This window comes from Mobiluncus porci, from assembly GCF_009695935.1.
Taxonomy (GTDB): Bacteria; Actinomycetota; Actinomycetes; order Actinomycetales; family Actinomycetaceae; genus Mobiluncus; species Mobiluncus porci.
On the sequence record NZ_VUMY01000020.1, the window covers coordinates 24,869 to 41,067 of the forward strand.

Consider the following 16,199-nt stretch of genomic DNA (forward strand, 5'->3'; position numbering starts at 1 on the left):
CCCCGTCTACAGCGCGCCCTTGGTGGAGGGCACCCCAGTCACTCGCGGATCGTATTCTACGGCTTGTTTCAGAGCCCTTGCCACAGCTTTGAACTGGGCCTCCACAATGTGATGCGGGTCACGGCCGGACAAAAGTCTCAGATGGAGGCAAATCCCTGCGTTCAGAGCCAGAGATTCGAAGACATGATAGGTGAGCGAGCCCGTGAAATGCCCGCCAATGAGGTGGTATTGCTGACCTTCCGGTTCCCCTTCGCAAACGACATAGGGGCGTCCGGCAAGGTCGACTACCGCGTGAGCCAGTGCTTCATCAAGGGGCACGGTCGCATCACCAAAACGGCGAATCCCCCGCTTGTCACCGAGCGCTTCTCTGAGGGCTTGTCCGATGACAATTGCAGTGTCTTCCACCGTGTGGTGCACATCGATCTCGGTGTCACCGCTGGCTTCCACCTCGAGGTCAATCAGGGAGTGGCGTGAAAGCGCAGTTAGCATGTGGTCATAGAAAGGCACAGTGGTCGAGATCTTCGCCTCGCCTGTCCCGTCGAGGTTTAGGCGCACCCGCACTTTGGACTCGCTCGTCTCGCGGGTGATTTCAGCGATTCTTGCTTCGTTTGTCATCAGATGACCTCCTTCAGAGCGCTCAAGAAACGCTCGGTTTCTTCCTCGGTACCTACACTAGCCCGCAACCAACCATCGGGGCCGACGGATCGGATTAAAACCCCGCGGTCAAGTAAATCCTGCCAGATTTTTTGGCGGTCTTTGAACTTTCCGAAGAAAACGAAATTCGTGTCGGACTCGGCGACTGTGAGCCCCATTCCGCGCAAGGTCGCAACCATGTGGTCGCGAGTGACCCGCATCCGAGCCACTTGGGCCTGCAACAGGTCCGCTTTGGAAAGCGCGGCGAGGGCCGCTGCCTGGGTCACTGCCGAGAGGTGATACGGCAGGCGCACAATCATGAGCTTCGTCGCCACCTCAGGGTGAGCCGCCAGGTAACCGAGGCGAAGTCCCGCCATCGCGAAAGCCTTGGACATGGTGCGAGAAACCACTAAGTGCTGGTTGTCGGCCAAGAGCTCCAAGGCGGAAGGCACGCCGTCGCGCCGAAACTCACCGTAAGCCTCATCAATCACGACGACGGTTGCGGCTCCATCCGGACCGGTTTCTCGGGTCTCTGCCAAGATTTCGTGAATATCATCTTGCGGAAGGTGCGTACCGGTCGGGTTATTCGGGGAAGCCAACACGAGCAATGCCGGGCGGAGTCGCTTCACTTCAGCAAGAAGCGCTGGAACATCGACTGAGAAATCCTCGCGCCGCGGCACGTCAAAGAGTTCCGTCAGGGTGTTGCGGGCATATTCGGGATACATTGAATAAGTCGGACTTGACGAGAGCGCGGGATGCCCCGGACCGCCAAAAGCCGTGAACAAATGGTGCATGACCTCGTTTGATCCATTCGCTGCCCAAATCCATTCCGGAGGAACTTTTACCCCGGACTCTCCCGCGAGATAATCCGCCAGAGCGCCCCGCAAAGCCGGAAAATCCCGATCCGGGTAGCGATTTAACCCCCCCGCCACCTCGCGCACCGCTTGCGTGATGGCCTCGATTACGGGTTCGGGAACCGGATAGGGATTTTCGTTCACATTAATGGTCACCGCGACATCCAGTTGCGGCGCCCCATAAGGCTCCATCCCCGCCAAGTCCGCCCGCAGCGGCAACTTCAAGCTGGCATTTACTGCACTCATCAGTTTCCCTCCCGGCGGGCGAGCAGCGACGCGCCGTGACCCTCGAGGTCTTCGGCGCGGGCGAAAGTCACCAGACGATCGGTAAGTGCGTCGGCGGCCTCGCGGGTGTAGTGAATCTCCTGCACTGATTTGAGGAAGGCGTGGACATTCAACCCGGAGTGGTAGCGCGCAGTGCCACCGGTCGGCAGGACATGGTTCGAGCCCGCGAGGTAATCCCCGAGCGGCACGGGAGTGTAGTCTCCGACAAAGATGGCTCCCGCGTTGTGGATTCTCCCTGCAACCGCAGCGGCGTCCTCGGTTTGGATCTCCAGGTGTTCGGCAGCGTAGGCGTTAGCGACCTCGATAGATTGTGCCACGTCGCGGGTGAGGATTGCGCCGGACTGCTGGCCAGTCAAAGCGGTGTGAATGCGTTCGTGGTGGTCACGCAGCGGAACCTGGCATTCAAGTTCGTCTTGCACCGCCGCTACCAAGTCGCGCGAATCTGTAATCAGCACGGAGGCCGCGGCCGGATCGTGTTCGGCTTGGCTGATGAGGTCTGCAGCAACAAAGGCCGGTTTTGCCGAAGCGTCGGCAATAATGGCAATCTCGGTCGTGCCAGCCTCCGCGTCGATGCCACATACTCCAGAGACGAGGCGTTTTGCCGCCGCCACATAGATGTTGCCCGGACCGGTCACTACGTCCACCGGGTCAAGCAAGACATCTCCGTCCTCAAAAGTCTCTCCGCGGGCTCCGTAGGCGAAAGCCCCAATCGCTCCCGCCCCGCCCATCGCGTAGACCTCGCTTACCCCGAGCAAAGCGCAGGTCGCCAGCACGGTTGGGTGTGGCAGCCCCCCGAAGGCCTCTTGGGCCGGAGAAGCCAGGGCAATCTCTTTCACCCCGGCAACTTGGGCGGGAATGACGTTCATGATGACCGAGCTCGGATAAACCGCAAGCCCGCCAGGGACATAGAGACCCACGCGCGTGACCGGAATCCAGCGCTGGGCCACGGTTCCGCCGGGGATAATCTCACGGGTGGCCGCGTTTGGTAGCTGCATTTCGTGACCGAGCCGGTTATGGACTATGGAGGTCTCAATAGCCTCGCGCAGCGCCGGGTCAAGCTCGCGCAGAGCCTTATCAATCTCCGCCTGGGGCACGCGTAGGTACTTCGGGCGCACCTGGTCAAACTTTTCCGCCTGGTCACGCAGCGCCTTCGCGCCTTCCGCTCGAACCGCTTCAATCAGCGGGCGCACCGCCTCGAGAGCCTTCTCAACATCGACTTTAGCGCGGGGCATCTTCTCCCGCAGGGTCGCCGCGTCAAAAGAACTATCCGTGAAATCTAAAACATTCAACACCTCTCAATCTTAACGTCTGAAAGCCGCGCCCGAAAACGTATCCGCGCCGAGCAAAGGGGAACCGTACCCGACCTCTCCGCACGAAGCCACCGAGACGGAGCGTAGCCAAGCGGGTCAGACCTCTCCGGTGTAGTGACCGAAGGGAACGGAGCCGGAAGGGTCTGACCCGCTTGGTTCCACACGAAACCGTCCCTGATTGCTCCTAACTACCGGAAATGTCGAATAAGGACGCGCCGGGCTCCTCGTCCTCGGGCGAAGTGTTTTTGATGGGCAGAGTCACCACCGGCGCGGCCTCGGCTTTCTCGACCACCGCGAAGGGGTCGGTTCCAGGGGGAATAATCGAGTCATAGCCGAGCATCGCCCGAAGTTCTGCCAAAAAGTCCGGACCCGCATTGACGCATTTATCCTTGCCGAGATCCAACACGGGCGCGCTCTTCCCGTCCCAGACGTGCAAGCGCACCGGAGCCTCCCCCGGGAAACGACGAATCAAATCCGCGAACGCATTCATGGCCTCGAACGTGCAGCGTTCGGAGGGCAGCAGCAAATCGACTTGCTCAAGATGGTCAAGTCGCGCCGCCACATCCGGCACCGTCATATCCTGGGCGTAAACCGAGGCATTCTCGTCCTCGCGCCTAAGCTTTCCCCCGACCGTAATGATTCGGTCCTGTTCGAGTTCGGCGCCAACCGTCTCATAGGTTTTCGGGAAGAAGAGGACTTCTATCGAACCGGTCATATCTTCCAAACGTACAATCGCCCAAGGTTGTCCGGTTCGCTTCGAGGTTTTATGGGACACGGAAGTAATCAGTCCCGCAATCCGCACCTCGGAATCGCTGGCTTTCCCCTCTTCACTGGTCAGATCGATAATTCTGTCCGGCGCCAGTCGGTTCAAAACATTCTCCATCCCCGACAGCGGGTGGTCAGACACGTAGAGCCCCAGCATCTCCCGTTCGAAGGCGAGCTTGTCTTTCTTCGGCCACTCTTTCAGGTCGGGAATCTCCACCGCAAATCCGTCAAGGAGATCCTCCCCCTCAGAATCAAGAGAAGCGAAGAGATCAAACTGGCCTTTGGACTCTTGGCGTTTAGTGGAAACGACCGCATCCACGGCTTCTTCGTGAATCGCCACCAAGGCGCGGCGCGGCACTCCGAAGGCGTCGAAAGCGCCGGCTTTGATCAGGGACTCAATCGTGCGCTTGTTACAGACTGCCGTCGGCACTTTGTTCAAGAAATCCTGGAATGACGTGTAGGCGCCTTTTTCGCGGCGCGCCTGGATAATCCCCTCCACCACGTTTTCTCCGACGTTGCGGATAGAGGCGAGCCCGAAGCGAATGTTCTTCCCATCAGGGGCGAAAGTCGCCTCCGAGAAGTTTACGTCCGGCGGCAGGACGCGGATACCCATGCGGCGCACTTCGTTCAAATACATCCCAAGCTTGTCTTTGTCGGTTTGGGTCGTGAGCACCGCCGCCATGTATTCGGTCGGGAAGTTTGCTTTCAGGTAAGCCGTCCAGTAAGCGATTAGCCCGTAGGCCGCGGAGTGGGACTTGTTGAACGCATAGTCAGCAAAAGGCACCAAAATGTCCCACAGCGTCTGGCAGCATTCCTCGGAATAGCCGTTAGCAATCATGCCGTCGTGGAACTTCACGAACTGCTTGTCCAAGACGTCTTTCTTCTTCTTACCCATGGCCTTACGAAGAATATCCGCTTGGCCAAGCGTGAATCCCGCGACTTTCTGGGCGATGGCCATAACCTGTTCTTGGTAAATAATCAGACCGTAGGTGTAGCCGAGAATGTCCTTGAGGGGTTCCTCGAGCTCCTTATGGATCGGCTGGATTTTCTGCATCCCGTTCTTGCGAAGGGCATAGTTCGTGTGGGAGTTCGCGCCCATAGGACCGGGGCGGTACAGTGCCACCAACGCGGAAATATCCTCGAATTCGGTGGGACGCAGTTGCTTGAGGAGCGTGCGCATCCCCCCACCATCAAGCTGGAACACCCCGAGGGTCTCCCCCGTGGACAGCAACTCGTAGGTCGCCTTGTCATCCACATCAAGGGTCTCCAGATTCGGCGGAGTTCCGCCGTTTATCTTGATGTTCTCCAAGGCGTCGGAAATGATCGTGAGGTTTTTGAGCCCCAAAAAATCCATTTTCAGGACACCCAAATGCTCACAGGTCGGGTAGTCGAACTGGGTGATGGTCGCCCCGTCCTGCGGGCGTTTCATCATCGGAATAATGTCGGTCAAAGTGTGGGAAGACATAATGACTGCGCAGGCGTGAACGCCCCACTGGCGCACCATGCCCTCCACGCCGGAGGCGAGTTCGAAAATCTTTTGGTTGAAAGGATCGGAGGCGACCAGTTTCCGGAACTCCTCGGCCTCCTTGTAGCGCGGATGGTTCGTGTCATAAATCCCCGACAAGGGAATATCCTTACCCATCACCGCTGGTGGCATCGCTTTGGTGAGCCGTTCCCCGACGGAAAACTCCGCGCTCGAGATGCGCGCAGCGTCCTTCAAGGCCTGTTTGGTCTTGATGGTTCCGTAGGTGACAACCTGGGAGATTTTGTCCTTGCCGTATTTCTTCGTCACATAATCGATGACTTCCCCGCGGCGCCTATCGTCGAAGTCCACGTCGATATCCGGCATGGAGACGCGCTCTGGGTTCAAGAAGCGCTCGAACAACAGGCCGTGCTTAATCGGATCCAGATCGGTAATCCGCAGCGCGTAGGCGACCATCGAACCTGCTCCGGAGCCACGGCCCGGTCCGACCCTGATGCCGTGTTCTTTCGCCCATTGGATGTAATCGGAGACCACGAGGAAGTAGCCCGCGAAGTGCATCTGGAGGATGATTCCGACCTCGTAGTTCGCGCGTTTGCGGACGTCGTCGGGAATTCCATTCGGATACCGGTAGTTCAGCCCGCGCTCAACTTCTTTGACGAACCAAGATTCCTCGTCTTCCCCGTCCGGCACGGGGAATTCCGGCATATAGGACACCCCGTCGTCAACCGTTTGGAACTTCACCTCACATTGTTCCGCGACCAACAAGGTGTTGTCACAGGCCTCGGGGAGTTCCGCAAAAAGCTCACGCATCTCGTTAGAGGGCCGCAAATAGTAGTCCGTGCCGTCGAATTTGAACCGATCCGGATCGCTTAGGTGCGCCCCAGAGTTGATGCACAACAGGGCGTCTTGAACCGAGCGGTCTTCTTTGTTGACATAGTGGGAGTCATTGGTGGCGATTAGCGGGGCATCAATGGCTTTTGCGAGTTTCAACAAGTCGGAACGCACGCGCCGCTCCAAAAGGAGACCGTGGTCCATCAGCTCGACATAGAAATAGTCCTTGCCAAAAATAGCCTGCAACTCTCCCGCGGCACGAAGCGCTTCGTCATATTGACCGAGGCGGAGCCGCACTTGGACTTCCCCGGAAGGGCATCCGGTTGAACCGATTAATCCCTCGTGATACCGCTCCAGCAACTCCCGATCAACCCGCGGCCACTTGCCCATTTGTCCGTCTAAGGACGCAAAGGAACCAATCCGAAACAGGTTGTGCATCCCCTCCGAAGTGCGAGAAAGCAAGGTCATGTGGGTGTAGGCGCCACGCGCGGAGACGTCATCGCCGGCTTTCTGCTGTTCCGGGGTGCCCCAGTGGACGCGGGTCGTGTCAAAACGAGAGGTCCCGGGGGTCACATAGGCCTCAAGTCCGATAATCGGTTTGATGCCAGCGTCGGTGGCCTCCTTGTAGAACTCATAGGCGCCGAAAAGATAGCCGTGGTCAGTAATCGCGACCGCCTTTTGTCCATTCTCCTTAGCCTTGGCGACGAGCTTCTTAATCTTCGCCGCGCCGTCCAGAATCGAGTAATCAGTGTGGACATGGAGGTGGACAAAATCGGTCGAAGGCATGAAACAATCTTAGTCCATTTAAGCGTGGCGGAGAGAGTCGAGGGCGGAGGCGAGGTCGGGGGGAAGCGGGGATTCGACGGCGACTTCAAGACCGGTGCGCGGGTGCTTGAAAGCCAGCCGTGAGGCGTGGAGCCACTGGCGATTGAGGCCAAGCTTCGCGGCGAGCTTCGCGTTCGCGCCATATTCCGTGTCGCCGAGCAGCGCGTGGCCGATGGCGGAGAAATGTACGCGAATCTGGTGGGTGCGTCCGGTTTCGAGCTGGATCCGCGCGAGAGTCGCGCCTTTGACGTTCTCGATGGTGTCGTAGTGTGTCACCGCCGGTTTTCCGCCACTTACGACCGCCATCTTGAACTCTCGACCCGGCGCGCGCCCAATCGGGGCATCAATAGTGCCGAGCGGTGGTTTCAGCTCCCCCGCGGCCAAAGCTAGGTAAATCTTTTCGACCCGATGATATCTGAACTCGTTTTTGAGTTTCCCGTAGGCCAGCTCCGATTTCGCCACCACCATTGCACCGGAAGTCCCCGCATCAAGCCGATGGACAATGCCCTCGCGCTCCACCGGGCCACTTGTGGAAACCCTCACTCCCGCGGCCCGCAAAGCACCAACCACGGTCGGCCCATCCCAGCCCGGGCCGGTATGGGCCGCGACCCCGGCGGGCTTGTCGACCACGATTACGTCGGCATCTTCGAACAGAATCCCGAGCCCCTCCACTGGGGTAATCTCCGGAACATAGCCGATCGGTTCGGGAAGGCCGATTTCGAGGATAGCTCCAGCGACAAGTTCATCGGATTTCTTTAAAGGGTTTCCGCCCAGGGTCGCGCCACCGTTTGCGATGAGCTCCCCCGCTTTGGATCGTGTCAATCCGAGTAAGCGGGAAAGCCCGACGTCGGCACGCGTTCCCGCGAGACCTTCCGGCACCGGCAGGAAACGGCTCACTGCCCGCCCTCCGAGTTGTCCCTTGCTGAAGCCAAATCTGTGGAATCGCCGGCACTAGCTGAGTTGTCACTTACTGAAGCATCCTCAAAAACCCAGATGACCTTGCCGCGACCGGTGTTTTCTGCCTTGCCTTGCGACTCCAAAGTGGCAATCTGCGCCTTACTCAACCACAAAACATCGAGCGGCTTTTTACGGATTATCAAAACGAAAACCGCCACCACGCCGAGAACCACGAAGATGTCGGCAACATTGCCGACGAAGAAACCAAAGTAATCGATGAAGTCGATAACCGCGCCGGTCCCCCAGGGTTCCCCGCGACCGCGATCCATAAGGTTGCCCATTCCGCCCCCTGCTATCATCGCGAGCACGCCCGCCCAGGAGCGGTGCGGGGTCAACAGGGCAGCGAACAAGACAGCGAACACCAGGATGACGCTGATGGCGGTGACCACCAAAGTCTTGGAGTTGAGCAGAGACAGAGCCGCGCCGGAGTTGTGAGTCAGGTGCAGGGTGATGAAGTTGCCAATCAGCGGCACGGCGTCGGCCGGATTCTCGGGGAGGTAGTCTTTCGCAATGGCTTTGGTGAGTTGGTCAAGGACCGCGACTACCACGCAAATTAAAAGAACGAAGAACCAACGCCCGAGCTTGTTTTGAGCCCGGAACGTCGGTTCATCGTCAAAGTGTATAGCGAGCGGCAACTTACTCAGTCGGAGCCGAAGCCGCCAAGTCAGAGAGGATTCCTTCGAGGAAGGAGCTCATCTTGGCACGGTATTCGCTTTCGAAGGTCTTCAACTCTTCAATCTTGCGCTCCAACATGCCGCGCTCTTGCTCCAACTGAGCCATGACGCGGGAGTGCTCTTGCTCCGCTTCGGCAACAATCTTGTCGGCTTCGACGCGGGCCTTGGCGATGATTTCTTCGCCTTCTTGCTGGCCGTTCTGGACGTATTCGTCATGGAGACGCTGCGCCATGGTCAGCATGGAGACCGCGGAGGTGGATTCGGGGACTTCCACCGGAGCCGCCGCAGCCACAGGCTCGGGCTGAGGTTCTTCCACCACGGGTTCCGGTTCCGGCTGGGACTCGGGTTGTGGTTGTTCCACCGGAGCCGCCACCGCGCCACCAGCCTCGAGCTCGGCAATCTTCCGGTTCGCTTCTTCAAGCTGTTCTTTCAGGTTGTCACGCTCTTTGGTCAGAGTGTCGAGGGTATTCACCACCTCGTCCAAGAAATCATCAACTTCATCCTGGTCATAGCCTTCGCGAAACTTCGTCGGCTGGAACTTCTTATTGACGATGTCATCTGTGGTGAGCAGCGCCATATTTGTCACCTCGTCCTGTCAGGGGCCGCAGCCCGTTTTCCAAACTTTGGAGCAATCGCACGATTCGTACGTCCCTATTGTTCCACATTTTCTGTTACTTATGTGAATACTGAGGTTTTAAACTTACCGCGAAACAGGGACAAACTGGTAATCCGAACGGTCCTTGAGGTGAATTTTCGCCAAATTTTTGAACCCACGCGTCGTAATTTTCGAGTATCTGTCAAGCCAACACATTAAAAAACAGCCAAACACACAGTCGTTGTCCCACAATCAGCAGGATAAATAAGACAAGGAATCCCAGGTCAAGAGCGATTCCACCGATTCTCAGCGGCGGGATGAGCCTGCCAAAGAACCGTACCGGCGGGTCGGTAAGGGAGTAGACGAAGTTCGCAATAACGAGAATTGCCCCTTTGGGGCGCCAATCGCGGGAGAGAATACTAATCCAATCCAGTACTACGCGCATCATCAGAATGAACATGTAGACGGAAAACGCGTAATAGATAATGAACCCTACTGTGTACACCCCCTTATCCTACTGGGTAGCGAGGGAACTTAGCCAAACGAGAGGCTTCCCTTAGTGGTGCTTTCCCTCGTTAGGGGTGCGCAAAGTCGGTCAACTGCGGGGCAGCCGACCGACTGGGCATTTGCGGAATGTTTAATATTTCGAAGGCAGGAAAGACGAACGCTGCGGCGTGTCGTTTACCGTCTTGATGTTCTTCGGAGTCAAGAGGAACACGCGATCACTCACGACTTCGAGTTGCCCTTCTAGGCCGTAACAAAGACCCGCCACGAAATCGACCATCCGCTGGCCTTCCGGCTTATCCATGTGGTTCAGGTTCAAGATAACCGGAACATTTTCGCGCAGGTAATCGCCGATTTCTGGGGCATCAGAGTAGCTCATCGGCTTGGAAGTTTTAATGCGGTCAATGACCTGAGCCGGAGCCGGAGCTTCCGTCACCGCAACGTCCGGTTTTTCCGGCGCTTCTACCTCTGTAGAGCGCGGAAATTCGTGAACTTCCCCTAGCGGGGCATCTTCCATTTCTTCGTATTCATCTTCATAATCAGCGGCGGTTGGCTCACGCAGCCCCACCTTTTCAAGCACATTGCGAAGTGCACTACCCATATTCTCTCCCCTAGGTTGTTGCCGAAATATTTGGTAACTGTCATTGAGATTAGGGCATCAGGTCGAGTTTTCCGCGGAATTCCTCTCGGAGTGTCGCTTTTTCCGCTACCAAAACCGCGCAGCCGCTGAACTTTCAACAGCTGCGCGATTTTTAGGGAGGGAGAGAGGAAAAGCTTTATCTCAAGAAGTCCGGTATGTCTAACTCATCATTCGAAGTGATGTCATCAAACACCTGCGGTAGGCGCAGAGCCGGAGCAGTCTGTTCCCGCGAAGAATCCACATAGTTCGGCACCGTGGAAGCATCGGGAGAAACCGGACGAATCCCGCTCGTCACGGCCAAGGGCTCCTTTTTCGCATCGGGAATTCCCGCAATACCGGTGAGTTTCACTTCTGGTTTGTGGTGAGATTCTCCCCCAGTCTTTTGCTTTCCAATAGGTTCGGAACCGGCGGGAAATTTCGGAACCCGCAAATCCGGAACTTTAGGAATAGAACCCGTTTCCGGCGCAGAATCCACGGGAGAAGCGGAAGACTCGGGGGCAGCGGGCGTCACGTCCGCAGGTGCGGCAGGCGCTTCCTTGGCGCGGTGTTCTGCCAGGCGAGCGGCCACGGAATCAACGTTTCCCTCTGTCGCGGCAGACGGCTTAGCGGCCTGACCCGTGGAAGTCGGAGTTGCCGCGGCAAGTCGCGGATCTCCCCCACTGTGAGGTCCAGGCACGGCGTGACTAGGAGCCGCCGCCACCGGCTTGGCCGGACGGACGCCAACACTAGAAGTTGCCCCAGTTGCGGCAGTGGACTTTGCGGACGGCTCGTCTTTCCCTTCGAAACCGGCAGCAATCACGGTTACTCGAATTTCGTCGCCGAAAGTCTCATTAGTGGCAAAGCCGACAATAACGTTGGCCTCCGGGTCGGCAAGTTCCCGCACCAACTGCGCAGCCTGGTTCAACTCGCCCATACCGAGATCGGAGCCACCCTGGAAGAACATGAGGATGCGGTTCGCGCCGTTCATGGAAGTTTCCAGCAAAGGCGAAGATATCGCCATTTCCACCGCGTCCAAGGCGCGCTCGGGTCCGGTGGCGGTGCCGATACCCATCAAGGCGGTCTTCGCGTCTTTCAGCGTCGTGGTCACATCCGCAAAGTCGACGTTTATCGTTCCGGGGATGGTGATGATTTCGGTAATACCTTGGACGGAGGCTTGCAGCACCTGGTCAGCAGCGCGGAAGGCCTCCAACACGGAGAGGTTGGCCTCGGTCGAATCGAGCAAACGTTCGTTCGGAATCACAATCAAGGCATCGACTTGTTCGCGCAAAGCCTCGATTCCACGTTCGGCTTGCTGCTCACGGCGACGTCCCTCGAAGGAGAACGGGCGCGTCACGACACCAATGGTCAAGGCGCCCAACTCGCGGGCGATTCCCGCCACAATCGGGGCACCGCCGGTACCCGTACCGCCGCCTTCACCGGCAGTGACGAAGACCATGTTGGAGCCTTCGAGAACCTCACGAATCTCATCTTCATGGTCCGAGGCAGCCTTCTTGCCGACCTCAGGATCCGCGCCGGCACCGAGACCGCGGGTGTGCTCGCGACCGATTTCAAGTTTCACATCAGCATCGCTCATTAAAAGCGCTTGGGCGTCCGTGTTCACCGCGATGAACTCGACGCCGCGAAGATTGGCTTCAATCATGCGATTCACGGCATTTACACCGCCGCCGCCGACCCCGACGACACGAATAACTGCCAGAGGTGCTGCTTCCATTTTTCTCCCCTTCCAACTTTAACCTTCAACATTAGGGTTAAAGTCTGGTAGCCCTGTTGACGCAGGAAATTTAGTGGAGTTTCTCTCGAAACAGGCCGAAGCAAGCCGGTGTGTCGCGAAATGCGGATTTCAAAGACTTGGTAAGAAGAATATAGACTTCCCTTATCCAGACCCTTTATTGAAAGAGAAAACAATTATGAGTTTGAAGAAGATATCAGCGCTCTTCGGCGCCGCGATTCTGGCTGTGACTTTGAGCGCTTGTGGCGGAACTGGCGCCGACAACAAGGCCGACTCCAACAACAACGCGAACGGAAAAACCGCAGCCAACACTGCGAAAGCCGAAGGCGATAACTTCACGGTCGGCTTCGACGCTAACTTCCCTCCCTACGGCTATAAAGACGAAAAAACCGGCGAATACGTTGGATTTGACCTTGACCTCGCCGCGGAAGTAGCGAAGCGTAACGGGTGGAAACTCGTAAAGCAGCCCATCGACTGGGATGCGAAGGATATGGAGTTGAACTCCGGCACTATTGATTGCCTCTGGAACGGCTTTACCATCAACGGCCGAGAGGACAAATACACCTGGTCAAAGCCCTACGTGGATAACTCGATTGTTTTTGTCACCAAGACGGCTGACAAGATTGCCGACACTAAGGGGCTCGCAGGTAAGAATGTTCTCGTACAGGCCGATTCTTCCGCTCTAGCCGCACTCAAAGATGAGAACAAGCAAGATCTCGTGAGCTCTTTTGCGAGTTTGACCGAGGTTCCCGACTACAACCAGGCCTTCATGAATATCGAGGCTGGCGCGGCTGACGCGGTGGCGGTTGACGTGGGCGTAGCTAAGTACCAGCTCAGCCAGCGCGAAGCAGGTCTGTTCACGATTATGGAACCGCCTTTCAGCTCCGAACAATACGGTGTCGGTTTCAAACTCGGAAATGAGGCGCTGCGCGACCAGGTCCAGAAATCCCTTGATGAGATGATTTCAGACGGCACGTTTATGGAACTGGCTAAGAAGTACGAGCTCGAAACTGCGGTTATAGCCAAGTAGATGAGCGACTGGTCCTTTCTTCCCGAGCTGGCCCTGGGGTCGGTGAACAGCGTCCTTATCTTCGTGTTGACTTTGGCGCTGTCTCTGCCCCTGGGTCTGCTCGTGTATGCCGGGCGGGTCTCGCCGTTCAAACCGCTGGCTTGGCTCGTCCAGTTTTATATCTCCGTGATGCGCGGCACCCCACTCATGTTGCAGTTGATGGTGGTGTATTTCGGGCCGTATTACCTCTTCGGGATCCAGATTTCCGCAGCCTACCGCTTCTATGCCGTCATTATCGCTTTTGCGATTAACTATGCCGCTTATTTTGCCGAGATCTACCGCGGCGGGTTCCAGGCCATTCCCGTGGGGCAATCGGAGGCTGCTTTCGTGTTGGGATATTCACGGGCGCGCACGTTCTTTACGATTAAACTTCCACAAATGTTTCGCACGGTCCTGCCTTCGATTACCAACGAGGTCATCACTTTGGTCAAGGACACCTCGCTGGCCTTCGCAATCTCTTACGCCGAGATGTTTACCTTGGCGAAACAGTACGCTTCCACTACTGCGTCAATGTCGCCGTTTATTGCCGCGGCAGTGTTTTATTACGTGTTCAACATCGTGGTGGCTCTATTTATGGATTGGTTTGAAAAGCGCGTGAGCAAGTACGCGATTTAGGGGTGAACAGGGTAGATATGGACGCACTCAAGATTTCCAATATGCAAAAGTCCTTCGGGGATCTGGAGGTTCTCAAAGGGGTTTCTCTGGCGGTTTCGCCGGGCGAGGTTCTGGCTGTGCTGGGACCGAGCGGGTCGGGAAAGTCGACTTTACTTCGCTGCGCGACGTTCTTGGACCAGATGGACTCAGGCGAGGTTTCGTATTTCGGCGAGGTCGCTTTGGCAAAGGAAAACGGCGTGAAGACTTCGAAAGGCGATGAGAAGCGATTCCGCCACGATTTCGGACTTGTGTTCCAAAACTTCAACTTATTCCCCCACTGGACCGTGATGCGCAACTTGATTGACGCGCCGGTGAAGGTACAAAAGCGCGATGCGTCCGAGGTTCGGGAGGAAGCCCAAGGGCTGCTGGCGCGCATGAATCTCGCCGACAAGGGCGAGTCCTATCCTTCGGAACTCTCTGGCGGGCAAAAGCAGCGGGTGGCGATTGCGCGGGCTCTGGCTTTGCACCCGAAGATGTTGTTTTTTGATGAACCGACGTCTGCTTTGGACCCGGAACTTACCGGCGAGATTCTCGCGATTATTCGGTCGTTGGCCGAGGAAAAGATGACGATGGTGATTGTCACTCACGAGATGGAGTTCGCTGCCGGCGTCGCGGACCGCGCCGTGTTTATGGATGGCGGGCGGGTCCTCGAAGAAGGCCCGGCTGATGAGCTCATTCACCACCCCACCCAGGAGCGCACCAAGCAGTTCTTGAACAAGCTCCGCGGCGAAACGAGACGGGCGTAGAGACACCAATTCGATGAAAGTATTAATTAATACACTTCCTGTGCAGTAATTATGACACGATTACCTCAATAAAGCACTCCTATTTCGCCCAGGTGATTTCGACGCGGCCGTCAGGCGTAGCCTACTTGGCCCAAGTAATCTCCACGCGGCGGTTCAGCGCCTTGCCTTATGCACAGCACCGATTCTTATCCCCGCCAATCCATTGTTAACTGGTAGATTTGAGGAGTGAGCCCTTTAGAAGAAAGCCCGTTTGAGCGCTAAAACCGCGAGTCAGGCGAGCGAGCTCGGCGAGCCTATTACTGGGCAACCGCGGTAGGGCTCCAAGACGTGGATCACCTTGAAACCAGCCAATATCTTGAAGACTTGGCTCGTCGCCACATTGAAGGCGAAGTCTCCTCCGCTCAAGCAGGCGAGCTCATTGAAAGCTATTACCGCGAAGAGTCCCGGCACGAGACTGGTGATGCGACACAAGCAAGCCGCGAGCGGGAAGCGGATCTCGTGGCCACGCGCATCACGCGGCTTTTAGAAAAGAGAAACTTCACCTTTTCGAGCGATTAATTATTCAAAATTCACCGCGAGTTATTCACCGAGATTTACGACTTTGCCGGGCGCCCGCGAGGCTTCAATATCGTTAAATCCGAGTGGGTTCTTGACGGCGACACCGTCACTTACGGGGACGCGCCCGCAATTGAGGAAACCCTCGATTACGACCTGGCTCGTGAGGCAAATTTTGATTACAGCGGTATCGGCAAGTCCGAGCGGATTGCCCACCTCGCAAGGTTCGTCGCGGACCTGTGGCAGATTCACCCCTTCGCCGAGGGCAACACCCGCACCGTCGCGGTTTTCTTCATCAAATATCTGGACGTCCTCGGGCTCGGTGTCACTAAGGACACTTTCTTGAAACACTCCTGGTTTTTCCGCAGCGCCCTGGCTCGCGCCAACTATCGCAACCGCCTGTTGAATAATGAACCCACCGACGAGTTCCTGGTCTTGTTCTTGCGCCATCTCTTTGGCGAAAACGGATTGGATCTCTCAAACCGAACCATGCATATCAGCGGGGCATGGAACAGCGCAGCGAGCAGAAAACCGGACATTGGAGAGGAAAAACCGGACATTGTCGACCTGTTCCCGAGGCTCGCCACTTTCCACAGCAACACCCGTCAACACGCCTTGACGCTTTTTGAAACCTTCGGGAGCGAGGGGATTTTTGGTCGCGGTGCCGTAATCGAGCTTATCGGGCTCTCGCCTTCCGCGGCTTCAGAACTACTGGCGAAACTCCGCAACGCGGGTGTGATTATTCCCGTCAACGGTCATGGCAAAAGCAAATATCGCTTCGCTATTTAACCCAGGTGATTTCGACGCGGCGGGCGTAGCCGGCGGGGTCGAGCGTAGCCACCGGGTCGGACCTCTCCGGTGTAGTGAGCGCAGCGAACGTAATCGGAAGGGTCTGACTCCGTGGTTCCAGCGCCGTAGATTAGCGATCCTAACCCAGGAGAATATCGCCCGCAGTGGAAATAGTGCGGTGTCAAGTGGTGAGTGCAACATTGAGTGCTTCGGCGGGGTTTTGCCAGCCGAGGGTTTCGCGGGGGCGGATGTTTAGAAGGTGTTGCATTTCTGTGATGTCGTCGTCGCTGATTTTTCTGAA

At 56.9% G+C, this 16,199-nt stretch carries 15 protein-coding genes and 1 pseudogene; 6 read left to right on the forward strand and 10 right to left on the reverse strand.

The annotated features are described in order from the left end of the window. Positions 1 to 6: 6 nt before the first annotated feature. The 10 genes from hisB to ftsZ all read right to left on the reverse strand — a co-directional run bounded on the left by hisB (position 7) and on the right by ftsZ (position 12,067). A complete protein-coding gene (gene hisB, locus FYJ63_RS09720) occupies positions 7 to 615 on the reverse strand; it encodes an imidazoleglycerol-phosphate dehydratase HisB (protein WP_154546190.1) in 609 nt (202 codons plus the stop codon). Next, positions 615 to 1,733 (reverse strand): histidinol-phosphate transaminase, encoded by a 1,119-nt coding sequence (locus FYJ63_RS09725; protein ID WP_154546192.1) that lies wholly within the window; start codon positions 1,731 to 1,733, stop codon positions 615 to 617. The genes hisB and FYJ63_RS09725 overlap by 1 nt, the downstream gene beginning before the upstream one ends. Then, a complete protein-coding gene (hisD, locus tag FYJ63_RS09730; protein WP_287848117.1) occupies positions 1,733 to 3,064 on the reverse strand; it encodes a histidinol dehydrogenase in 1,332 nt (443 codons plus the stop codon). Before hisD ends, FYJ63_RS09725 begins: the two co-directional genes overlap by 1 nt. Positions 3,065 to 3,266: 202 nt before the next feature. After that, positions 3,267 to 6,947: a DNA polymerase III subunit alpha gene (dnaE, locus tag FYJ63_RS09735; RefSeq protein ID WP_154546194.1), complete on the reverse strand. Its 3,681-nt coding sequence runs from the start codon at positions 6,945 to 6,947 to the stop codon at positions 3,267 to 3,269. Positions 6,948 to 6,965: 18 nt separating this feature from the next. Beyond that, entirely contained in the window at positions 6,966 to 7,883 is a 918-nt protein-coding gene (locus FYJ63_RS09740) for an RluA family pseudouridine synthase (RefSeq protein ID WP_287848120.1), read from the reverse strand. Next, entirely contained in the window at positions 7,880 to 8,491 is a 612-nt protein-coding gene (locus tag FYJ63_RS09745; protein ID WP_338106907.1) for a signal peptidase II, read from the reverse strand. Before FYJ63_RS09745 ends, FYJ63_RS09740 begins: the two co-directional genes overlap by 4 nt. An 88-nt stretch (positions 8,492 to 8,579) precedes the next feature. Beyond that, positions 8,580 to 9,194, reverse strand: a complete 615-nt coding sequence (locus FYJ63_RS09750) for a DivIVA domain-containing protein (protein ID WP_154546198.1) — start codon at positions 9,192 to 9,194, stop codon at positions 8,580 to 8,582. A 220-nt stretch (positions 9,195 to 9,414) separates the two neighbouring features. Further along, a complete protein-coding gene (locus FYJ63_RS09755) occupies positions 9,415 to 9,717 on the reverse strand; it encodes a YggT family protein (RefSeq protein ID WP_277028379.1) in 303 nt (100 codons plus the stop codon). A 132-nt stretch (positions 9,718 to 9,849) separates the two neighbouring features. Further along, positions 9,850 to 10,317 carry a cell division protein SepF gene (locus FYJ63_RS09760; RefSeq protein WP_154546200.1) on the reverse strand — a complete coding sequence of 156 codons (468 nt, stop codon included), beginning with the start codon at positions 10,315 to 10,317 and terminating at the stop codon, positions 9,850 to 9,852. 175 nt (positions 10,318 to 10,492) lie between these two features. After that, positions 10,493 to 12,067: a cell division protein FtsZ gene (gene ftsZ / locus FYJ63_RS09765; protein WP_154546202.1), complete on the reverse strand. Its 1,575-nt coding sequence runs from the start codon at positions 12,065 to 12,067 to the stop codon at positions 10,493 to 10,495. Positions 12,068 to 12,263: 196 nt separating this feature from the next. On the opposite strand from ftsZ, the gene FYJ63_RS09770 reads away from it, so the two are divergent. From FYJ63_RS09770 to FYJ63_RS11270, 6 genes and pseudogenes are all read left to right on the forward strand, one after another. Then, positions 12,264 to 13,115 carry a transporter substrate-binding domain-containing protein gene (locus FYJ63_RS09770; RefSeq protein ID WP_154546204.1) on the forward strand — a complete coding sequence of 284 codons (852 nt, stop codon included), beginning with the start codon at positions 12,264 to 12,266 and terminating at the stop codon, positions 13,113 to 13,115. Next, on the forward strand, positions 13,116 to 13,769 hold the full coding sequence (locus FYJ63_RS09775) for an amino acid ABC transporter permease (RefSeq protein WP_154546206.1): 654 nt from the start codon (positions 13,116 to 13,118) through the stop codon (positions 13,767 to 13,769). A 17-nt stretch (positions 13,770 to 13,786) separates the two neighbouring features. After that, positions 13,787 to 14,554 carry an amino acid ABC transporter ATP-binding protein gene (locus FYJ63_RS09780; RefSeq protein WP_154546208.1) on the forward strand — a complete coding sequence of 256 codons (768 nt, stop codon included), beginning with the start codon at positions 13,787 to 13,789 and terminating at the stop codon, positions 14,552 to 14,554. 327 nt (positions 14,555 to 14,881) lie between these two features. Continuing rightward, positions 14,882 to 15,112 carry a hypothetical protein gene (locus FYJ63_RS11260; RefSeq protein WP_229770118.1) on the forward strand — a complete coding sequence of 77 codons (231 nt, stop codon included), beginning with the start codon at positions 14,882 to 14,884 and terminating at the stop codon, positions 15,110 to 15,112. A 33-nt stretch (positions 15,113 to 15,145) separates the two neighbouring features. Then, positions 15,146 to 15,355, forward strand: a pseudogene (locus FYJ63_RS11265) (Fic family protein); the annotation flags it as partial. A gap of 96 nt (positions 15,356 to 15,451) precedes the next feature. Continuing rightward, the gene (locus tag FYJ63_RS11270) at positions 15,452 to 15,898 is read left to right on the forward strand and encodes a helix-turn-helix domain-containing protein (protein WP_229770119.1); all 447 of its coding nucleotides are present in this window, start codon (positions 15,452 to 15,454) and stop codon (positions 15,896 to 15,898) included. The last annotated feature ends 301 nt before the right edge of the window (positions 15,899 to 16,199 follow it).

Excerpts from the sequence above, each read along its gene's own strand:
- FYJ63_RS09775 (WP_154546206.1), top strand. The coding sequence starts at position 13,116 with ATGAGCGACTGGTCCTTTCTTCCCGAGCTGGCCCTGGGGTCGGTGAAC.
- FYJ63_RS09780 (WP_154546208.1), top strand. The coding sequence starts at position 13,787 with ATGGACGCACTCAAGATTTCCAATATGCAAAAGTCCTTCGGGGATCTG.
- FYJ63_RS09725 (WP_154546192.1), bottom strand. The coding sequence starts at position 1,733 with ATGAGTGCAGTAAATGCCAGCTTGAAGTTGCCGCTGCGGGCGGACTTG.
- ftsZ (WP_154546202.1), bottom strand. The coding sequence starts at position 12,067 with ATGGAAGCAGCACCTCTGGCAGTTATTCGTGTCGTCGGGGTCGGCGGC.
- FYJ63_RS09770 (WP_154546204.1), top strand. The coding sequence starts at position 12,264 with ATGAGTTTGAAGAAGATATCAGCGCTCTTCGGCGCCGCGATTCTGGCT.
- dnaE (WP_154546194.1), bottom strand. The coding sequence starts at position 6,947 with ATGCCTTCGACCGATTTTGTCCACCTCCATGTCCACACTGATTACTCG.
- FYJ63_RS09750 (WP_154546198.1), bottom strand. The coding sequence starts at position 9,194 with ATGGCGCTGCTCACCACAGATGACATCGTCAATAAGAAGTTCCAGCCG.
- hisB (WP_154546190.1), bottom strand. The coding sequence starts at position 615 with ATGACAAACGAAGCAAGAATCGCTGAAATCACCCGCGAGACGAGCGAG.
- FYJ63_RS09760 (WP_154546200.1), bottom strand. The coding sequence starts at position 10,317 with ATGGGTAGTGCACTTCGCAATGTGCTTGAAAAGGTGGGGCTGCGTGAG.